General features: G+C 41.1%; 15 protein-coding genes. 6 read left to right on the forward strand and 9 right to left on the reverse strand.

Going from position 1 to position 16,358, the window contains the following annotated elements; translation table 11 throughout:
- Positions 1–44 precede the first annotated feature (44 nt).
- From F3J02_RS14905 to asd, 3 genes are all read right to left on the reverse strand, one after another.
- Positions 45–1,298, reverse strand: coding sequence for a FimV domain-containing protein (locus tag F3J02_RS14905; RefSeq protein WP_167250498.1), 1,254 nt, complete (start codon positions 1,296–1,298; stop codon positions 45–47).
- Between the two features lie 61 nt (positions 1,299–1,359).
- Positions 1,360–2,829: a FimV domain-containing protein gene (locus F3J02_RS14910; protein WP_167250500.1), complete on the reverse strand. Its 1,470-nt coding sequence runs from the start codon at positions 2,827–2,829 to the stop codon at positions 1,360–1,362.
- A gap of 141 nt (positions 2,830–2,970) precedes the next feature.
- Positions 2,971–4,089 carry an aspartate-semialdehyde dehydrogenase gene (asd, locus tag F3J02_RS14915; RefSeq protein WP_005210320.1) on the reverse strand — a complete coding sequence of 373 codons (1,119 nt, stop codon included), beginning with the start codon at positions 4,087–4,089 and terminating at the stop codon, positions 2,971–2,973.
- Positions 4,090–4,277: 188 nt separating this feature from the next.
- Between asd and F3J02_RS14920 the strand changes: the two genes are divergently transcribed.
- Positions 4,278–5,402 (forward strand): endonuclease/exonuclease/phosphatase family protein, encoded by a 1,125-nt coding sequence (locus F3J02_RS14920; RefSeq protein ID WP_167250596.1) that lies wholly within the window; start codon positions 4,278–4,280, stop codon positions 5,400–5,402.
- A gap of 310 nt (positions 5,403–5,712) precedes the next feature.
- Here F3J02_RS14920 and F3J02_RS14925 read toward each other — a convergent pair whose 3' ends face one another.
- The 3 genes from F3J02_RS14925 to F3J02_RS14935 are packed head-to-tail and all read right to left on the reverse strand — an operon-like array spanning position 5,713 to position 8,623.
- Positions 5,713–6,447, reverse strand: coding sequence for a hypothetical protein (locus F3J02_RS14925; RefSeq protein ID WP_167250502.1), 735 nt, complete (start codon positions 6,445–6,447; stop codon positions 5,713–5,715).
- A gap of 3 nt (positions 6,448–6,450) precedes the next feature.
- Positions 6,451–7,332 carry a DUF6502 family protein gene (locus tag F3J02_RS14930; protein ID WP_167250504.1) on the reverse strand — a complete coding sequence of 294 codons (882 nt, stop codon included), beginning with the start codon at positions 7,330–7,332 and terminating at the stop codon, positions 6,451–6,453.
- A gap of 55 nt (positions 7,333–7,387) precedes the next feature.
- Entirely contained in the window at positions 7,388–8,623 is a 1,236-nt protein-coding gene (locus F3J02_RS14935; RefSeq protein ID WP_167250506.1) for a cupin-like domain-containing protein, read from the reverse strand.
- Positions 8,624–8,759: 136 nt separating this feature from the next.
- On the opposite strand from F3J02_RS14935, the gene F3J02_RS14940 reads away from it, so the two are divergent.
- The gene (locus F3J02_RS14940; RefSeq protein ID WP_167250508.1) at positions 8,760–10,304 is read left to right on the forward strand and encodes a PT dipeptide repeat lipoprotein; all 1,545 of its coding nucleotides are present in this window, start codon (positions 8,760–8,762) and stop codon (positions 10,302–10,304) included.
- A gap of 60 nt (positions 10,305–10,364) precedes the next feature.
- Here F3J02_RS14940 and F3J02_RS14945 read toward each other — a convergent pair whose 3' ends face one another.
- Positions 10,365–11,300, reverse strand: a complete 936-nt coding sequence (locus F3J02_RS14945) for a lauroyl acyltransferase (protein ID WP_167250510.1) — start codon at positions 11,298–11,300, stop codon at positions 10,365–10,367.
- Between the two features lie 137 nt (positions 11,301–11,437).
- Between F3J02_RS14945 and F3J02_RS14950 the strand changes: the two genes are divergently transcribed.
- Positions 11,438–11,968: an O-acetyl-ADP-ribose deacetylase gene (locus F3J02_RS14950; RefSeq protein ID WP_167250512.1), complete on the forward strand. Its 531-nt coding sequence runs from the start codon at positions 11,438–11,440 to the stop codon at positions 11,966–11,968.
- A 55-nt stretch (positions 11,969–12,023) separates the two neighbouring features.
- Here the strand turns inward: F3J02_RS14950 and F3J02_RS14955 are convergent, their stop codons facing one another.
- Positions 12,024–13,931: an ATP-binding cassette domain-containing protein gene (locus F3J02_RS14955; protein WP_167250514.1), complete on the reverse strand. Its 1,908-nt coding sequence runs from the start codon at positions 13,929–13,931 to the stop codon at positions 12,024–12,026.
- 32 nt (positions 13,932–13,963) lie between these two features.
- Here F3J02_RS14955 and F3J02_RS14960 point away from each other — a divergent pair, with 32 nt between their 5' ends.
- Entirely contained in the window at positions 13,964–14,209 is a 246-nt protein-coding gene (locus tag F3J02_RS14960) for a SlyX family protein (protein WP_167250516.1), read from the forward strand.
- 58 nt (positions 14,210–14,267) lie between these two features.
- Here F3J02_RS14960 and F3J02_RS14965 read toward each other — a convergent pair whose 3' ends face one another.
- Positions 14,268–15,278: a zinc-binding alcohol dehydrogenase family protein gene (locus F3J02_RS14965; RefSeq protein ID WP_167250518.1), complete on the reverse strand. Its 1,011-nt coding sequence runs from the start codon at positions 15,276–15,278 to the stop codon at positions 14,268–14,270.
- Positions 15,279–15,377: 99 nt separating this feature from the next.
- Here F3J02_RS14965 and F3J02_RS14970 point away from each other — a divergent pair, with 99 nt between their 5' ends.
- Positions 15,378–15,740 carry a winged helix-turn-helix transcriptional regulator gene (locus F3J02_RS14970; protein WP_167250520.1) on the forward strand — a complete coding sequence of 121 codons (363 nt, stop codon included), beginning with the start codon at positions 15,378–15,380 and terminating at the stop codon, positions 15,738–15,740.
- A 158-nt stretch (positions 15,741–15,898) separates the two neighbouring features.
- Positions 15,899–16,348, forward strand: coding sequence for an ammonium transporter (locus tag F3J02_RS14975; RefSeq protein ID WP_167250522.1), 450 nt, complete (start codon positions 15,899–15,901; stop codon positions 16,346–16,348).
- Positions 16,349–16,358 lie beyond the last annotated feature (10 nt).

Below are 16,358 nucleotides of genomic sequence, written 5' to 3' on the forward strand. Positions count from 1 at the left end.
AAAAAAAGCAGTCTGAGAGACTGCTTATATTAGACTGATCAAATTCAGGAAGCTATTTTATTCAGTAAATTTTCTGAACGTTGCTGTTGTTCTGCACTAAACGACGAGTTGTTTTTTAACAATTCGCGCGCAGAATCATATGCACCTAATTCAATATACTGCTCTGCAAGCTCTAAATTCAGTTGTGCTTCATCAAGTTGTTGTAGGTCTGGGAAAGATTGTGCCAATGGATCATGGATAGCAACAGCAGGAGTAGGAGCTACAGGGGCAATAAACTCAGGTTGAGGTTCAACTACTGCTGCAGGTTTTTCAACTTCAAACGAAAATTCTGCTGTCTTTAGCGGTGCAGGCTGCTCAGTTTTTTCAATTGTTGGTTCAAAATTAAAATCTAAACTTGGTGCAGCTTCTTCAACAGGTGTTTTTTCTTCGGTTTGATTTGACGCTACTTCTAAGTTGGCGAAGTCAAAATCTAACGCTGGCTTTATTTCTTCAACTTTCGGTTCTTCAGCGCTTGGTGTTGTTGATTCTAAGTTAAAAGAAAACTCAAGTGGTTGCTGTTCTTTGCTTTCAGATGCTTCAACGGGTGCAGGCACCGATTCAACTGCTTGTTTTTGTTCAAAAGAAAAGTTGAAGTCTAAAGGTTGTACGTCTGGTACAGGTTCTGCTGGCTTGGTTTCTTCCGCAGGAGCAGCATATTCTGATTGTAGGTCATCAAATGATTGTGCTGCTGGTGTTTGGACTAAAGCATCAAAGTCAGCGATGTTGCTTTGAACCTGTGGTTCAGATGCAGGTGTTTGCTGAAAGCTATGCGATGCTAAGTTAAATTCAATTGAGTCAGGTTGTTTATTCTGCTCATATTCACGGTACTTCGCTTCAGCTGCTTGCGCAATATCTTCAAGTTTTAAGGCATGAATATGCTTGATCAACTGATCAATTGCCAAATCATCTTTTTGCTTTAAGTGAATATCAAGTAAAAACAAATACAGTTCATGTTGAGAATTGTCTTGTTTTAAGGCTTGATTGATTTGCGCCTCGGCAGCTTGGAAGTTACCACTTTGAATTTGTTGTTCAAGTTTTTGGCGTAAGCTTTCAGAAATCACCGTAGTTGTTGGAGGTGCTGCTGGCTCTTGCTCTTCACGTACCAGTGTGGTTCGTGAAGCAGATCGTGTCGCTGCTTTTTTTGTCGTTTTACTTGCACCTTTTTTAGGTGCAGTATTGGCTTGATTGCTTTCACGTTTTTTTAAAACGATAGCTACAATCAGTACAATGACGAGCAGTACAATGATTATAGTTGACATGATCTATACCCCTTAAAGATAGAGCCGCTTTTGTGCAAATTTATGAGAATAATCTCGTAACCTAGCGTGTTGGCTTTTTAGTGTCCTGTTGCGCTTTCAACTGATCTTGCAGTTCGGCAAGCCGAGCATTTAACAGCTGAATACGTTGTTCCTTCTGACGTAGTGCCAATTCTAACTGTGTTACGTTTCTTTGTAATGTAACGGTTTTTTCTCGTGCTGTCATAACTTTTAATGATAAATCAGCACTGGTTTTTTGCTGTAATGTGTCTTTTTTGGCACTTCCAGTACTGGAATCTTGATTACTCTCAGCCAGCAGAGACATTTCAGCTTGTTGTAAGCGATATTTGGCTTTTCCAACGGTAGGACGCTGTGTTTGTGTTGCAATTTGATTGGTGTTTTTATTTTGCTGTGTAGATGTTGCAGCGAGATTAAAGTTTAAATGTGAGCCCTGTCTAAGGCGGTTGGCATTACCACCAATAAAGGCATGTTCATTTTGTGCTTTGATTTGATTCATGACCTGAGCAACAGGTTGCTGTGTTTGTGCTGCAACATGTTGTGCAATACTCCATAACGACTCATTACGCTGCACCACATGTTGCTGGGCTTTGTCGTTGCTTGGTGTAGTAGATGGCGTTTTTTTCTTAGTTGCTTGTACAGTTTGTTTAACTGGATCAGCAGCTTTATTTTTCTCTTTGGTTTCGACCGTTTTTAGGTCTGCTGCTTTCTGTTCCTGATCCACTGCCGCATTTTGCTTGGCGGTGGTCGCCGCATTTGCAGTTTGGTTCATTTCCTGCTTGAGCGGTGCTGCTTTCGGTTGTTGCTGTACTTTTTCCGCGACAGGTTTCGCTGGTTGTGGCATTGGCGAAGTAATGGCTGCTGTTGTTGTTTCTACTTTTACAGGTGGAACAATCGAAACAGCGCTGGCACTAACTGCTGCTGTAGCCGTTGCTTTCGGTGTTTCTAATACTGGTGGAAGGGTAAATGGTGCATTCAGGAGCGTTTCTTGTTTTAAACTTTGCACCTGCGGATTTGAGTTCGCAACATTAAAGCGTGTACTTTCAGGTAGGTTTAAAGCAATATCTTTTTCACTAACAATAAATTTGGGCGTCAGTGATTTTTCATTGGCATTCTTTGCTAAAGGTGCTTTCGCGACTTGACGCATCGGTTGGCGAATATGTTTTAAATGAGATGCGCCACCTTCCTGAATTTTTAAAATAATATTCAATTCCGCATCGGTCATTGGGCGTGTAGAGGTGATCACAATCACACCTTCGCCTTGATTATTGCGACGCGTAAAAAAATTGAGACTAGAGGGTGGCTGATGTGCAGCACCAATCATCAGTAAATCTTCAGGTGTTGCCAAACTGACATCTAATTTAGAGTTGGCATCTGCTTGGTGGAAACTCATTTCTGCATAGAGAAGTTCACCAGGTGCAGACTGGATTTGAATTGGATCAAGCGTAATTGCATAAAGGTGTTGCGAAGAAATGATGGCTAAAATGGCAATTTTTAATTTGTTATAAACAGTCATCTCGATCCATGAAAAAGTGATGTTATAGTCAGGAAAAAGTATACATTACCGTGATGTAAATGAATTGTAAATTATTCATCTTTCATCGCAAGAAAAAAGCCGATCAAATGTGATCGGCTTTTGATTTTTAGGAATTTTTGCTTAAGCGTTCTTGTATTCTACGAGAATACGAAGCATACGACGTAATGGTTCAGCAGCACCCCAAAGCAGTTGGTCACCTACAGTAAATGCACCGAGGTATTCTTTACCCATATTCAGTTTACGTAAACGGCCCACAGGAACAGTTAAGGTACCAGTTACAGCAACAGGGGTTAGATCAGTCATTGATGCTTCGCGGGTATTTGGAACTACTTTTGCCCATTGGCTAGAGTTACGAATCATATCTTCGATTTCATCAAGCGGGACATCTTTTTTCAGTTTCAAAGTAATCGCTTGAGAATGGCAACGCATTGCACCAATACGGACACAGTGACCATCAATCGGAACGATTTGCTGGTTACCCAAGATCTTGTTGGTTTCAACTTGACCTTTCCATTCTTCTTTTGATTGACCACTTTCGAGTTGTTTGTCGATATACGGGATCAATGAACCCGCTAATGGCACACCAAAGTTTGCTTTCGGGAAGCCTTCGCCACGTTGTAAGTCTGCGATTTGACGGTCAATATCAAGAATTGCAGATTTAGGGTCATCCAATAATGTCTTAGTATTGTTATACAAATAGCCCATGCCAGTGATTAGTTCACGCATGTTCTGCGCACCTGCACCAGACGCTGCCTGATAGGTCATTGAAGTTGCCCATTCCACCAAGTTATTTTGGAATAGTGAACCTAAGCCCATCAACATCAATGAAACGGTACAGTTACCGCCAACGAAAGTCTTAGTGCCATTGACCAAACCATCTTTGATCACATTCAAGTTAACTGGATCAAGAACGATGATTGCGTCATCTGCCATACGCAGCGTTGATGCAGCATCAATCCAATAGCCATCCCAACCTTCAGCTTTAAGCTTAGGGAAAACTTCTGAAGTATAATCACCACCTTGGCAGGTTAAAATGACATCCATTTGCTTCAGACTGTTAATGTCTGTTGCATCCATAAGTGCTGGGGCAGTCTTACCACCAAATGAAGGTGCTTCGCCACCTGCATTACTGGTAGAGAAATAGAATGGCTCAATATGAGCAAAATCATTCTCTTCAACCATACGTTGCATCAGGACAGAACCAACCATCCCACGCCAACCGACCAGACCTACTTTCATGTCATTGTGCCTCGGTATGTAAAAAAATTTAAAGGGGTTTGAGTGTATCAAAAGTGCCCACAACTGCAAGCTTTACTGAAATAAAACAGTGCGTTTATTGAGTGGAATAACTTGTTTATATTAGATAGAAAATTGATAAAGCGGAAACTTTATTGTAAATCTATGCTACCCTAAAGAGAAAAATGAACATGATATGGATTCAGATTTGTGCAGCACTGGTGATATGGCTTTCATTTTGGTCTTTGATCCCCAGAGATGAATGGTGGTTTCGTGGGGCAGACTTTCCCAGATTACAAATATTGTCACTCGGCATCATCACATTTTTTGCAATGTTATTTGTGCTTTCTGATTGGACTTTGAGTACAGAATTACTGTTTATTGGTCTAGTGGCTGCGCTTGCTTATCAATTAAAAATGGTTCTGCCTTATACCCCGTTATGGCGAAAACAAGTCCAGAAAGTGAAAAAGGAACAATTCAATCCTGAGCAACAAATTTCACTACTGGTTGCAAATGTCCTGACACCAAATCATAAATATCATCTGCTGATCGAGCATATTGAAACGTTAAAACCTGATCTTGTTCTTACACTTGAATCTAATTCAGCTTGGCAACAAGCCTTGAGTAAGATTGAGCAAGATTATCCATTTCGAGTACCTGTTCCCTTAGAAAATTTGTACGGAATGCATCTGTATAGCCGTTTACCTTTAAATAATACTGAAGTTAAATTTATCTTAAGTGATGAAATTCCTTCTATTCATACATGTTTGACTTTGCCATCGGGCGTGCAGGTGCAGTTGTATTGTTTGCATCCAAAACCACCAAGTCCAACAGAAGCAAAAGATTCAACACTAAGAGATGCAGAATTGTTAATTGTTGGTGATCAAATTAAAGATTTGGATCAGAGTTGTATTGTGATGGGGGATTTAAACGATGTGGCTTGGTCGAGAACAACGCGTTTATTTCAGCGTATTAGTGGTTTGCTTGATCCTCGAGTCGGACGCCATTTTATGAATACCTTCCATGCAGATTATCCTTTATTGAGATGGTCGCTTGATCATATCTTTCATAGTACCGATTTTGGTTTAGTTGAGATGAAGCGCCTGCCACATATCGGTTCTGATCATTTTCCAGTCTATGTGGTATTACAAACAGGGCGTGTCTTTGAACAGCAGCAAGAGGCATTGGAACAGACAGCAGAGGATGAAAAAGAAGCTCAACAAGCAATACAAGACGGAATCGAAAAGGCGGAACAAGAGGAAAAGCAGGTGACAGATTCTTTAGCTCAACCACATAAGCAACAAATGCAAAATTGACACAATGTCTGGAGCACTCGTGCAATCGACTGATTTTAAAGTTTAACTAATTAATGTACGTTATTTCGTACATGGATTTAAGTCTGCAACGAATAGTCGGACCTTGATAAAAGGTTTATTCTAAATACATCAGCACAAGGACGCAGGAATGGACTTCCGCTTAGGGATAGCGACGCTGAGATGGAAAAGTCATCATGGATATGATGCATGCGATGGACGCAGGATAATAAAAAGTTTGAAAGCACAACCTCATTTGCCCGAGTTTTGCAGGATGCAAAACTCGGGTTTTAATTTTTGGTCTTAGTAAATATTAATCCGCAGTTTCCCCAGCAAGTATTTCAGGATGTTCACCTGTAGGTATCTCTGGGTTAGTAATAGGTGGCTCTTCTGTTCCAATCACTTTTGGAACACGACGTTTATGAATAGGGACGACCATTTTTACGGCATCACATTTTTTCCATACCGTGTCAGCCTTTGGTAATTCTGTCTGATAAAAGGCGTTGTAACTTACGATGAACGGAAGTTCAGTTTCTGCAAAGCTTAAGCTCAGCTCGTAGGTACGTGTTTCATATGGCCGAAGTAATTGCAGTTCATCTTGATCGGCGCCACATCTTAACGATTGCCCAAAGGCCATAGGTGTTTGGTCAAGCTGAAACTCGATAGGGCTGCATAGTGGAACCAGTTGATAGACATAATTCGGTGTGGTGTTTTTAATCTCAATTTGTAATGGTGTGATGTTAATCGGCTGAGTGAGGCCTATTGGCAAAGCCTGTTTGGTTTCCCAATCGATCAAGCGCATATTGCGTTGTATGCCCATACAGGTGTCTTGCGTTTCCTGTGGAACAGTGACCACATATTCATAGACTTCATCCTTGTCACCCGTAGATGGGTTTGAAATTCCCCCAGTGTCACCACCAGGAAGTGGCTTTTGGGTACCAGATCCACTTCCACCCAGACTGACATTAGCGACAGAAAAATTTTCTCCACAAGCCGTAAGGCTAAGCACTGGAATGAGAGAAACGAGAGGGAGCAGTAAGCTTCGCATTTTTTATTTTTCCTTAAAGATATAAGGCACTTGTAGTTTTATCTGACTATCGTATTGGTAAACGCCAAATCGAAATTGATAATGTGCATCATCTTTTTCTTGGTCTTGTTCACAATGTTGGATCGCGGCATTTAAGAGTTGTTTTGCCATGTCTTGCCAAAGTTCGATACTTAACTGTCGAAGTGCTTCAACCGATTGGGGTGTTAAATTTTCGGCATGTACAGCTTGCTCAAGATGAGTAAAAGGTTTCTCACTAATAAAGTTATCCACACCAGCAGCCAAATGGTCTGTGAGATTGGCTGAGAAGAGGGCTTTACTTTCTTGCATTTGGTTATCTGGGGTAAAGCTATTTTGTTGCAACAGTACATCTTGGCCTATTTGCTCAACCACGCCTAGACGTTGTAACTCAAATAAGATTGACCGTGGATGTTTCTCGGTTGAAATATGCTTAACCAAAGCCTCGAAGCTGTTGTCTTCACCAGAAACAGGAATTTGATGGGGTAGGTCGAGTGCAATCCAGCGGGCAATAACGCGGGCAGGCACACTAATGGCAAAATTGGGGGCTTCAGTTGATGTTTGATTGGCCTGTAATCTAAACGCACTGACATCTTTGCGATGTAGACCAGATAACAAACTCACGGCTGAGTCGGTTTTATTTTGTTGGATTCGTTCTAATTCTACTAATGCTTGTTGATAAAAAATGGGTTTAAGTGCAGCTACGAAATCAGTATAGCCAACACCCGAATGGATGAGCCAACGTGCAATATGCTGCATCATTGGAAAGATACTCTCCAATGTTGTTTCTGCTTCTTGCGGAATCACACCTTGTGTATTCAGTGCAGATTGTTCATTGTTCATCATGACTTGGGTTGTTGGTTTTACCATTAAATCACCTTAAGAACGGATTCGTTATGAGCCATAAACTGACTTTATTTAAACATTAGGCTGGAGACGGAAATGATTCGGCCCCAGTATTATCGATACTAAAATGAGTAAAAGAAACACTCATGGAAATATCCAAACTTTCGACACAATGCCACCAACCGAGAGGGATAAACAAAGCCTCCCCCTCATTCAGGATACATTCGATTTTGCTGCTCTGAGCAAAATCTGGAAATAACTCAACTGTATTGGGAAGATGAGGGTTGGCAATTTTACTAAATACTGCGACATCATTATAGAGATGTGGCGTTTGTAGTGCAGGGATCAGGGTGACTTTTTTTCGTCCGTAAATTTGTACCAGTAGGTTATTGGTCAAATCATGATGTAGAGGGGTAAATGCCCCTTTGGGTCCAAACCAAATGAAGCTACGATCATAGACCTGCGAGTGGTCTGTATAACCATGAAAATGACCGATATCTTGAAACAATACTGCCAGACTGGACTGGCTGGCCTTGGCATTATTTGCCGTCATATAAAAATTATTGGAATGTCGGGTTTGTTCAATTAAATCGACATATTCATCCATTCGCATTTGGGTTTTATGTTGAATTGAGTTGCGTTCAAATAAAGGATCCTGTTCACGATTAAACTGCACTTCAATTTCTTGAGTGCCTACAGTCTGTTTGAAATATTGCGGTGACCATTTATGTAAAGCAGGCCAATGTTGAATGGCATCGGTCAAAATCACAGGCAAATTTCGACTGTAATAATGTTGAATAAAATCTGTAAATTCAGGCTTTGAAATTCGAGTAATTTGCCGATATTCAGGATTTAAACGGGCAAAACGATCTAGGGTATGCAGTAGCCAATTGCGCTTTCTAACTAAAAAATGCTGCTCTTGGGCAATTTGAAAATAAGGATCTTGTTTGAGTTGCACCCATTCGAGGGCAATATCAATTTCACTCAATCCTTGTGCGCTTAATGACTGATAAATATTTGCTTTGCTTACGTTATCAAGTACCGCCTGAGCCAACCATTTCTTTTGTTCAGGCGCAAACACACTGCTGAATTGAGTTTGTCTAGCAGCAGCTGCCTGTTCAAGTTCTCGGTAGTGTTGCTCTTCAACATGTATTGGAGCAGAAAAATCCTTATTCAGGTCAATCAAACCTTCACGCAACAGAATATTGGCCAAATCAATTGGAGCACAGCCGCGTTCTAAATTTTCCTCTAACCACGCACGCCATGCTTCAGGTAACTCACTAAATTGTCTTGCTAGGTTTTCTTGAGCATCCATACTTTCGAACCATCAATAAAAAATAATTTTGACCTTTCGTTATTAATTTACGCATAAACATATTTGCACTCAAGTATAAAAGTGTTAAATTTTCACATACACAAATATGTGAAAAAATCACACAGAGGGTGATGCAATGAAAAATATATGGACACAACTAGCACTCAGCGTAACTTGTGCAATCCTGGTGGGTTGTGGATCGGATAATGATTCGGATTCAAGCCCAACGCCTACACCGACGCCTACACCGACTCCGACGCCAACGCCTACACCGACTCCAACGCCTACACCAACCCCTACACCGACACCAACACCAACTCCAGTCGTAGCTGATCGTTTTGTGGGATCTTGGTTGGGTGGTTTCTGCAATAAAGGCGCACGAACCAATTTAACGGTACATAAAGCATCCGAAAACAGTGTTCGTTTTACTATTGAAACTCGTCAGTTTGAAAAAGAGGATTGTACGGGTGCAGTCATTAAAAACTATGCTGTTGCTTCAGATGATGCGTTAATTACTGATATCGCACCGACCGAAACCAGTGGTACAACTACAGCGAATCGGGTGAAATATACAGATAGATACCGCAATGCTATTGCTTCTGCTTATGCTTTTAAAGGTGATGGAATGTGTGCTGTTCCAGCAACCGCAACGATCAAAGACATCCAAACCATTATGGATGCAATAGATCCTTCAAAAGTTGTTACTTGCTATACGCGCACCAATGTTGAAGGTTATAGTTTATTCAAACCGACAGCGAAAAAGGCAACGGCAAGCTATCGTTTGTTAGATAACCAAAGTTCATGGTCGAACTTTTTGGCTCAAGCCAATGAGCAGGGTACACAAGGTTTTGCTTTGGCAGGTACTTCTTTGGATGTGAAAAAAGCAAATAGTGATTTCCCTGAACCTAAAAACTTGTATGTTAAAAACAATGCTTCAACGGATACCTATAGTTATAAAATTGTAGATGTAACCACCAAAGTTGTTGCAGATAGATATTTACTGCGTTTGGCAGAAATGAAAAAACAAGGTGCATTAGGTTTTGCGTATAAGTCATACCTGAGAGAAGATCCAAGCAATACCTATAAACATTTATTTGTCAAAAATGATAAAAAACCAGCAATCTATACTTATGATAATCGGTTCATATTCGCCAGTCAGGCGACCCGATCTGTTATTTTAGAGGCTTTTAATACTTTAGGGGCACAGGGTTGTAAGCTAGTTTTTGCTGGGAGCACGTATACCAATAATGGCACAACCAATGATATGTTTTATGTCCCTACCTGCGTAAACAGTAGTACTCATAATGGTACTTATAGTTATCGTTATTTTGAAATGCCAACCACACCCGCAGGCTTTTATGAGGATAATCCAACCAAACTTGATTTATTACTTAAACAACAAGCAGCTGAAGGTTATCACTTGATTGATAAAGACAATGCGGTTGAATTCTATAATACTAAAGGCTATTTATTTGAACGTGATAGTGCAAGTACAGCCACGATTGAATCCAAAGTATTTAAAGAAGATGCAATCTATAAACTAGATCTACCGAGCGAAATTCAAAATCGTTTACAAGACCAAGGTAATTTAGGTTGGTTTATTAATGTCAAACTGGGCTCAGTGTATAGCAATACACCAACTTATTTTGATTTAAATACGGGCGTTATTTTCCCTAACTAATTGTTGTTCTTGTTTTAGTAAAGAGCCGCTCCATGGTTGAATGGAGCGGCTTTTTTTGTATTAATAAATTTTATCGTAACCTTCAGCACGGGTTTTGAAGCGACGGTGGAACCACATCCATTGTGTTGGTGCAATACGCAATTGGGCTTCGATAATTTGATTTACTCGAATCGCATCATCAACTTCATCTTCACTTGGCATATTGTCCACAATCGGTTCGATCAGTACTTTATATTGTGGATTGCGGATATCGCCATAACGATAGAAATATAAGGGAATCGCAACGGCTTTCGATATTTTGAGTAAACGACGATGCGCGGTGACGGTTGCCGCAGGTACACCAAAGAAGGGGGCCATCACACCTTGTTTAAGACCGAAATCCTGATCGGGGCTATACCAGATTGCACCACCGTCTTTTAGGCGACGAATCAAACCTCGCATGTCATCATGGTCAATTTGATGTTGATAAATCGTCGCGCGGCAACGATGAATCAGCATGTCCAGCATAGGATTATTCTGTGGGCGATAAACCACATCAGGCTCGAAATATTGAGCACAAATATAACCACCAGCATCGAGTAGAGTACTGTGTGTACCAAGTAGCAATATGCCTTTACCTTGTGCTTTTGCATCATTGAGATGCTCTAAGCCTTCAATGCTATGGCGACCTTTAAACCATTTGGGGCAGTACCACGCATTCAGTGTTTCAAACACACCGAGCATCATATCGACAAACACTTGTTTAGCTTGTGCCTCAACCTCAGCAGGTGACCACTCAGGGAAACACAGTTCTAAATTTCGCAGTGTGGTTTTACGGCGTGACTTGAGCAAATGCCAGCATAAACTGGCTAAGCCATGCGCCAAGCGCCATTGAATTGCCCATGGAAGAATAGCCAATAGCATCAGAAAAGTGATGGCGATCCAAATCTTCCAATATTTAGGTAATAGAAATTCCCATTGAAACTCGCCAGGGATATAAGACTGCTTTTGACTCATAAACTCGAAATATGAATAACGTTGAATTTCGAAGCAGTGTAGCATGAAGTCGGTTTAGTAATTTAAATGTTAAATAAAACCGCAGTTGTTGTAGCGTAAATCAGCCATTAAACAGCTCTGATAAAGAGGAGAAGATTTTGAAAAGTATAAAAATAATGAAAGGAGATATTACCCAAATCACGGTAGATGCAATTGTTAATGCGGCCAATACTTCACTATTAGGTGGTGGAGGTGTAGATGGTGCAATTCATCGTCGTGGTGGTGTAGCGATTTTGGCAGATTGTCAAAAGATTCGTGCCAAGCAAGGTGGTTGTGCAGTTGGTGAAGCGGTCGTGACCACAGCAGGAAATCTACCTGCTAAATATGTCATCCATACGGTTGGACCGACTTGGGTAGATGGGCAGCATCAGGAAGAGAGGTTGTTGGAAAGTGCCTACCGCAATAGTTTTAAGTTAGCAGAAGAGATGAAGCTACAAAGCCTTGCATTTCCCAATATTTCAACAGGGATTTATCGCTTTCCCAAACCGCTTGCTGCACAGATCGCACTAAAAACCATTGCTGAAGAATTAAGTAAGGCAGTGTTTGTACAACAGATCATTTTTGTTTGTTTTGATGATGAAAATTTTAATATTTACCAATCACTACAACAAGATTTTGATTTGCTATAAATTCAATTGGAAGAAGTGAAGCATTTACCCTCGATAGGGTAAATGCTTCATAGGCTTAGTTGCCTTTAGACATATTTTCTAAAATGTCCCAACGTTCCAATTTCTCAAGCAATACTTCTTCAATTTCAGCCAGACGTTGACTCGCTGCTGTCGCGGCATTGGCATCTGAAACAAACCATGAACCATCAGCTAACTTTTCTGATAATTCTGCTTGTTCAGTTTCCAGTTTTTCAATTTCAGCAGGGAGTTGTTCCAGCTCACGCTGGTCTTTATAACTGAGCTTCACCTTCTTCGGAGCTGATGCTGCGGCAGCCGCTGCCTCAGCTTTGGCTTGTGCCTTTTTCACATCACTTTTTTGATCCACCACTTTCTGATCTGGGCGCTGTTCCAAATAGTCTTGATAGCCACCGATATATTCATCAATGTTACCCTTACCATCAAATACCCATGTCGAGGTCACGACATTGTCCATAAAGGCACGGTCATGCGAGATCAACAGCAAAGTACCCTTATAGTCAGACAGCATTTCCTCAAGTAGCTCAAGTGTCACCATATCCAAGTCATTGGTTGGCTCATCCATCACGATTAAATTCGATGGCTTGAGTAACAGTTTTGCCAATAAGATACGGTTTCTTTCACCTCCTGAAAGCGCTTTAACTGGTGTGCGGGCACGTTCTGGAGAGAATAAAAAGTCTTGTAAATAACTATAGATATGGCGGCGGTTACCATTCACATCGACAAAGTCAGAACCTTCCGACACGTTGGCCATCACGGTTTTTTCAAGGTCTAAGGCATTACGCAACTGGTCAAAATAAGCGACTTCGAGCTGTGTTCCTGTTTTCACAGAACCACCATGCTCAATTTCACCTAGAATCGCTTTAATCAAAGTGGTTTTACCGACACCGTTGTCACCGACTAAACCGATACGGTCGCCACGTAGGACAATGGCAGAGAAATCTTTAATTAATGGCTGTTCACCGTAGCTGACGCTGAGATTCTCAATCTCAAACACCAATTTACCAGAACGATGTGCTTCTTGGGTTGCCATGCTGACTTTGCCCTGCTGTGAACGACGCGCTTTAGATTGCTCACGTAAGTCTTTTAATGCACGGACACGACCTTCGTTACGAGTACGACGGGCCTTAATACCTTGACGAATCCAAGCCTCTTCTTCAGCTAACTTTTTATCGAATAAAGCATTTTGTTTTTCTTCAGCTTCCATTTGTTGTGCTTTTAGATCGAGATAGCGTGAATAGTTACCTTCGTAACTACGCAAAACTCCACGATCAAGCTCAACGATACGGGTGGCAATGCTGTCAACAAATGAACGGTCATGCGAAATGAATAGTAGGGTCAGATTATTTTGATCCAATAAAAACTTTTCTAACCATTCGATACTTTCGACATCTAAATGGTTGGTCGGTTCGTCGAGTAACAACACATCTGGTTGAGTGAGCAGGGCACGTGCTAAGAGTACACGACGTTTACGACCACCTGATAAATCAGCTAGATCCGCATTTGGATCAAGTCCCATTTTACTGAGAATCGAGTTGACCTTATTTTCTAATGCCCAGCCATCCAACTGATCCAGTTTGTGCTGTAGCATGCCCATGCGGTCACAGGCTTCCATATCGCCTAAGACGCAGGCATCACTGGCTTCATGATATTCTTTCAATACAATAGATGCTTCGCCTGCGCCATCGGCAACGATGTCTGCAACTTTGCCTGAGTCCATCGGAACGTCTTGGGCTAACATTGAAACAGTTAAACCATTTTGAATAGAAACTTCACCGTTATCGGGTAACAAGCTTCCCTCAATTAGTTTTAATAAAGTAGACTTACCTTCTCCATTACGACCAATTAAACAGACTCGCTCGCCACGTTCTAGGTTAAAGTTCGCGCCGTCGAGTAAGGCAGGTCCGCCAAATGCGAGATGGACATCCCTTAAAGTAATATAGGCCATAATGTTTCCTAAGAGTTCAGATGAGGTCTGAAATGACTAAACCACAAAATTTTGATGATCACGCGTCATTTTCCGCACCCATTGAAGATTTGCAAGTCCGAATTGCATTTTTGGATGATTTAGTTGAACAATTAAATCAACAGCTCGCAATTCAAACGCAAGAAATTGCTGATTTAAAAAAACAAATGCAGCTTTTATATCGTCGAGTTGAATCTTCAGATTTATCGGAAGGAATTGCTGCTTTTGACCCAGTGAGTGATAAACCACCACATTATTAATAAAGCATCCAGCAATGCTGAATTGTATTGCTGGAAGATTTACGTTGAATGATCGCGTTTAAAAACCATTCAGGACTATTTTTCCTTTGGTCGTGCCACTTTCGATTTGTTGGTGTGCACGTTTTAGGTTTTCTGCATTGATTGGCGAAAATACCTGACTCACTGTGGTTTTAATCTTTCCTTCATCAACTAAGCTTGCAACTTGATTCAAAAGTTGGCTCTGTTGGATCATATCTTTCGTCTGATACATAGAGCGTGTGAACATAAACTCCCAGTGAACTGAAACTGACTTTGATTTAAAGGGCTTAATATCGAGTTGCTCAGGATCATCAATTAAACCGAAATGGCCTTGTGCTGCGATCAGTTCTGCAATATCAGCCAGATGCTGATCAGTTTGTGTGGTTGAAAATACATATAAAGGGGCATTTAAGCCAAGCTGTTGAATTTGTGGGGCTAAAGCTTGACGATGGTCTAAGACATAATCAGCACCCAACTGTTTTACCCATTCAGACGTTTCTGGTCGAGATGCGGTACTGATCACAGTGAGATTGGTTAATTGTTTGAGCAATTGAATGGTAATTGAGCCCACCCCACCAGCACCGCCAATGATCAGAATTGAAGTATTCTCAGCGGCAGTTCGAGGAACTTGTAAACGATCAAACAGCATTTCCCATGCGGTAATTGCGGTTAAAGGCAGTGCTGCCGCTTCACTTGCATCGAGAGACTTGGGTTTATGCCCGACAATACGTTCGTCAACCAATTGTAATTCACTATTACTGCCTTGTCGGTTGAGGGCACCTGCATACCAAACGTGGTCACCAATTTTGAATTGAGTGACTTGCTCGCCAATCGCCTCAACAACGCCCACCGCATCCCATCCCAGAACTTTCCATTGATGAGCTTCTGCATTTTTATTGTTTCGGATTTTGGTGTCGACTGGATTGACCGAAACAGCTTGCACACGAATGAGTAAATCATGTCCATGTGCAATAGGTGAGTCGATTTCAATGTCTACAAGTGCATCGTCTAATGTAATTGCACCTGCCTGTTGATATGCCACAGCTTTCATAGTTCTGCTTCCACTTGATTGGAATCTCAGCATAACTTAAGCTTAATTTTAGTGACTACAGACAAATAACGCTCATAGTGTCAAAAAGGATACTGTAAAATGGCAAAAATGCGACATTCGAGTTTTGATTGTTCCCCAGGCTGTTCCGTTGAAGCAGCCATCAGTTTGATTGATGGTAAATGGAAATGTGTCATTCTCTGGCATTTATTTAATGAAGGCACTTTGCGCTTTAATGAAATTCGTAAGCGCGTACCGAGTATTACTCAGAGAATGCTGACCAATCAGTTACGTGAATTAGAACAAGATGGCATTTTGCATCGAGAGGTCTATCCTCAGGTTCCTCCAAAAGTTGAATATTGTTTAACTGATTTAGGTCGTAGTCTGGAGCATATTATTGTTGCATTAAAGAATTGGGGCGATGCACATCTTGATCAATTCGGAAAATTAACCTTAGTCGATTAAAGTAAGCGCGTTAGAAGCATTTTTACTTTGGGTTTATGGCAGCCTGAAAAAGGATGCTTTAAAGAGTGCAATTGAATACAAGATTATTTTTTACGTTGTAACTTGCCTTTTGGATTCAACTTATGTAACGCTAATAAAAGAAAGTTTTGGGCTACTTTATGAGTAATATTGGAATTTGGATCGCCGTTGCGATTGTACTGTTTGTACTTGGCTCGATTTTTGGCTTGCGTGTCAGTCCACGAGAAAAAGCATTGGGTATGATGCGTGATCAGGCGCGTAAAATGGGGTTGCATCCACGCTTAATCGCTGCGCCAGAATGGACCAAGATTCCAATGGCATCGGAAAAACGTGCCAGTATGGTGGCTTATTATAGTGTGCTGATTCCAGATGCTCGTTTAGCTTTGATGCGCGCACGGGTGGTTGATGGCAAGCTTCAGGTTGTGCAGGGTGATCAGAAATTTAATGATTTAACCATTGCATTAAAAGGAGTTTATGCTATTGATATGCAGGCAAACTGTGTCGGACTGTATTGGGATGAAGAAACTGACCTAAGAGCCACACAGCTTGAAGATATGAAAGCTTATTTACATGAGTTAGCACAGCGCTAACTCTCTGATT

Origin of the sequence: Acinetobacter sp. Tr-809, assembly GCF_011753255.1 — a bacterium.
Taxonomy (GTDB): Bacteria; Pseudomonadota; Gammaproteobacteria; order Pseudomonadales; family Moraxellaceae; genus Acinetobacter.

What these genes read in the sequence shown, in the direction of transcription:
- F3J02_RS14960 (WP_167250516.1), top strand. Translation starts at nt 13,964, where the DNA reads ATGACTAAACCACAAAATTTTGATGATCACGCGTCATTTTCCGCACCC.
- F3J02_RS14955 (WP_167250514.1), bottom strand. Translation starts at nt 13,931, where the DNA reads ATGGCCTATATTACTTTAAGGGATGTCCATCTCGCATTTGGCGGACCT.
- F3J02_RS14945 (WP_167250510.1), bottom strand. Translation starts at nt 11,300, where the DNA reads ATGAGTCAAAAGCAGTCTTATATCCCTGGCGAGTTTCAATGGGAATTT.
- F3J02_RS14965 (WP_167250518.1), bottom strand. Translation starts at nt 15,278, where the DNA reads ATGAAAGCTGTGGCATATCAACAGGCAGGTGCAATTACATTAGACGAT.
- F3J02_RS14970 (WP_167250520.1), top strand. Translation starts at nt 15,378, where the DNA reads ATGGCAAAAATGCGACATTCGAGTTTTGATTGTTCCCCAGGCTGTTCC.
- F3J02_RS14935 (WP_167250506.1), bottom strand. Translation starts at nt 8,623, where the DNA reads ATGGATGCTCAAGAAAACCTAGCAAGACAATTTAGTGAGTTACCTGAA.
- F3J02_RS14905 (WP_167250498.1), bottom strand. Translation starts at nt 1,298, where the DNA reads ATGTCAACTATAATCATTGTACTGCTCGTCATTGTACTGATTGTAGCT.
- F3J02_RS14940 (WP_167250508.1), top strand. Translation starts at nt 8,760, where the DNA reads ATGAAAAATATATGGACACAACTAGCACTCAGCGTAACTTGTGCAATC.
- F3J02_RS14930 (WP_167250504.1), bottom strand. Translation starts at nt 7,332, where the DNA reads ATGGTAAAACCAACAACCCAAGTCATGATGAACAATGAACAATCTGCA.
- F3J02_RS14920 (WP_167250596.1), top strand. Translation starts at nt 4,278, where the DNA reads ATGATATGGATTCAGATTTGTGCAGCACTGGTGATATGGCTTTCATTT.
- F3J02_RS14910 (WP_167250500.1), bottom strand. Translation starts at nt 2,829, where the DNA reads ATGACTGTTTATAACAAATTAAAAATTGCCATTTTAGCCATCATTTCT.
- F3J02_RS14975 (WP_167250522.1), top strand. Translation starts at nt 15,899, where the DNA reads ATGAGTAATATTGGAATTTGGATCGCCGTTGCGATTGTACTGTTTGTA.
- asd (WP_005210320.1), bottom strand. Translation starts at nt 4,089, where the DNA reads ATGAAAGTAGGTCTGGTCGGTTGGCGTGGGATGGTTGGTTCTGTCCTG.
- F3J02_RS14925 (WP_167250502.1), bottom strand. Translation starts at nt 6,447, where the DNA reads ATGCGAAGCTTACTGCTCCCTCTCGTTTCTCTCATTCCAGTGCTTAGC.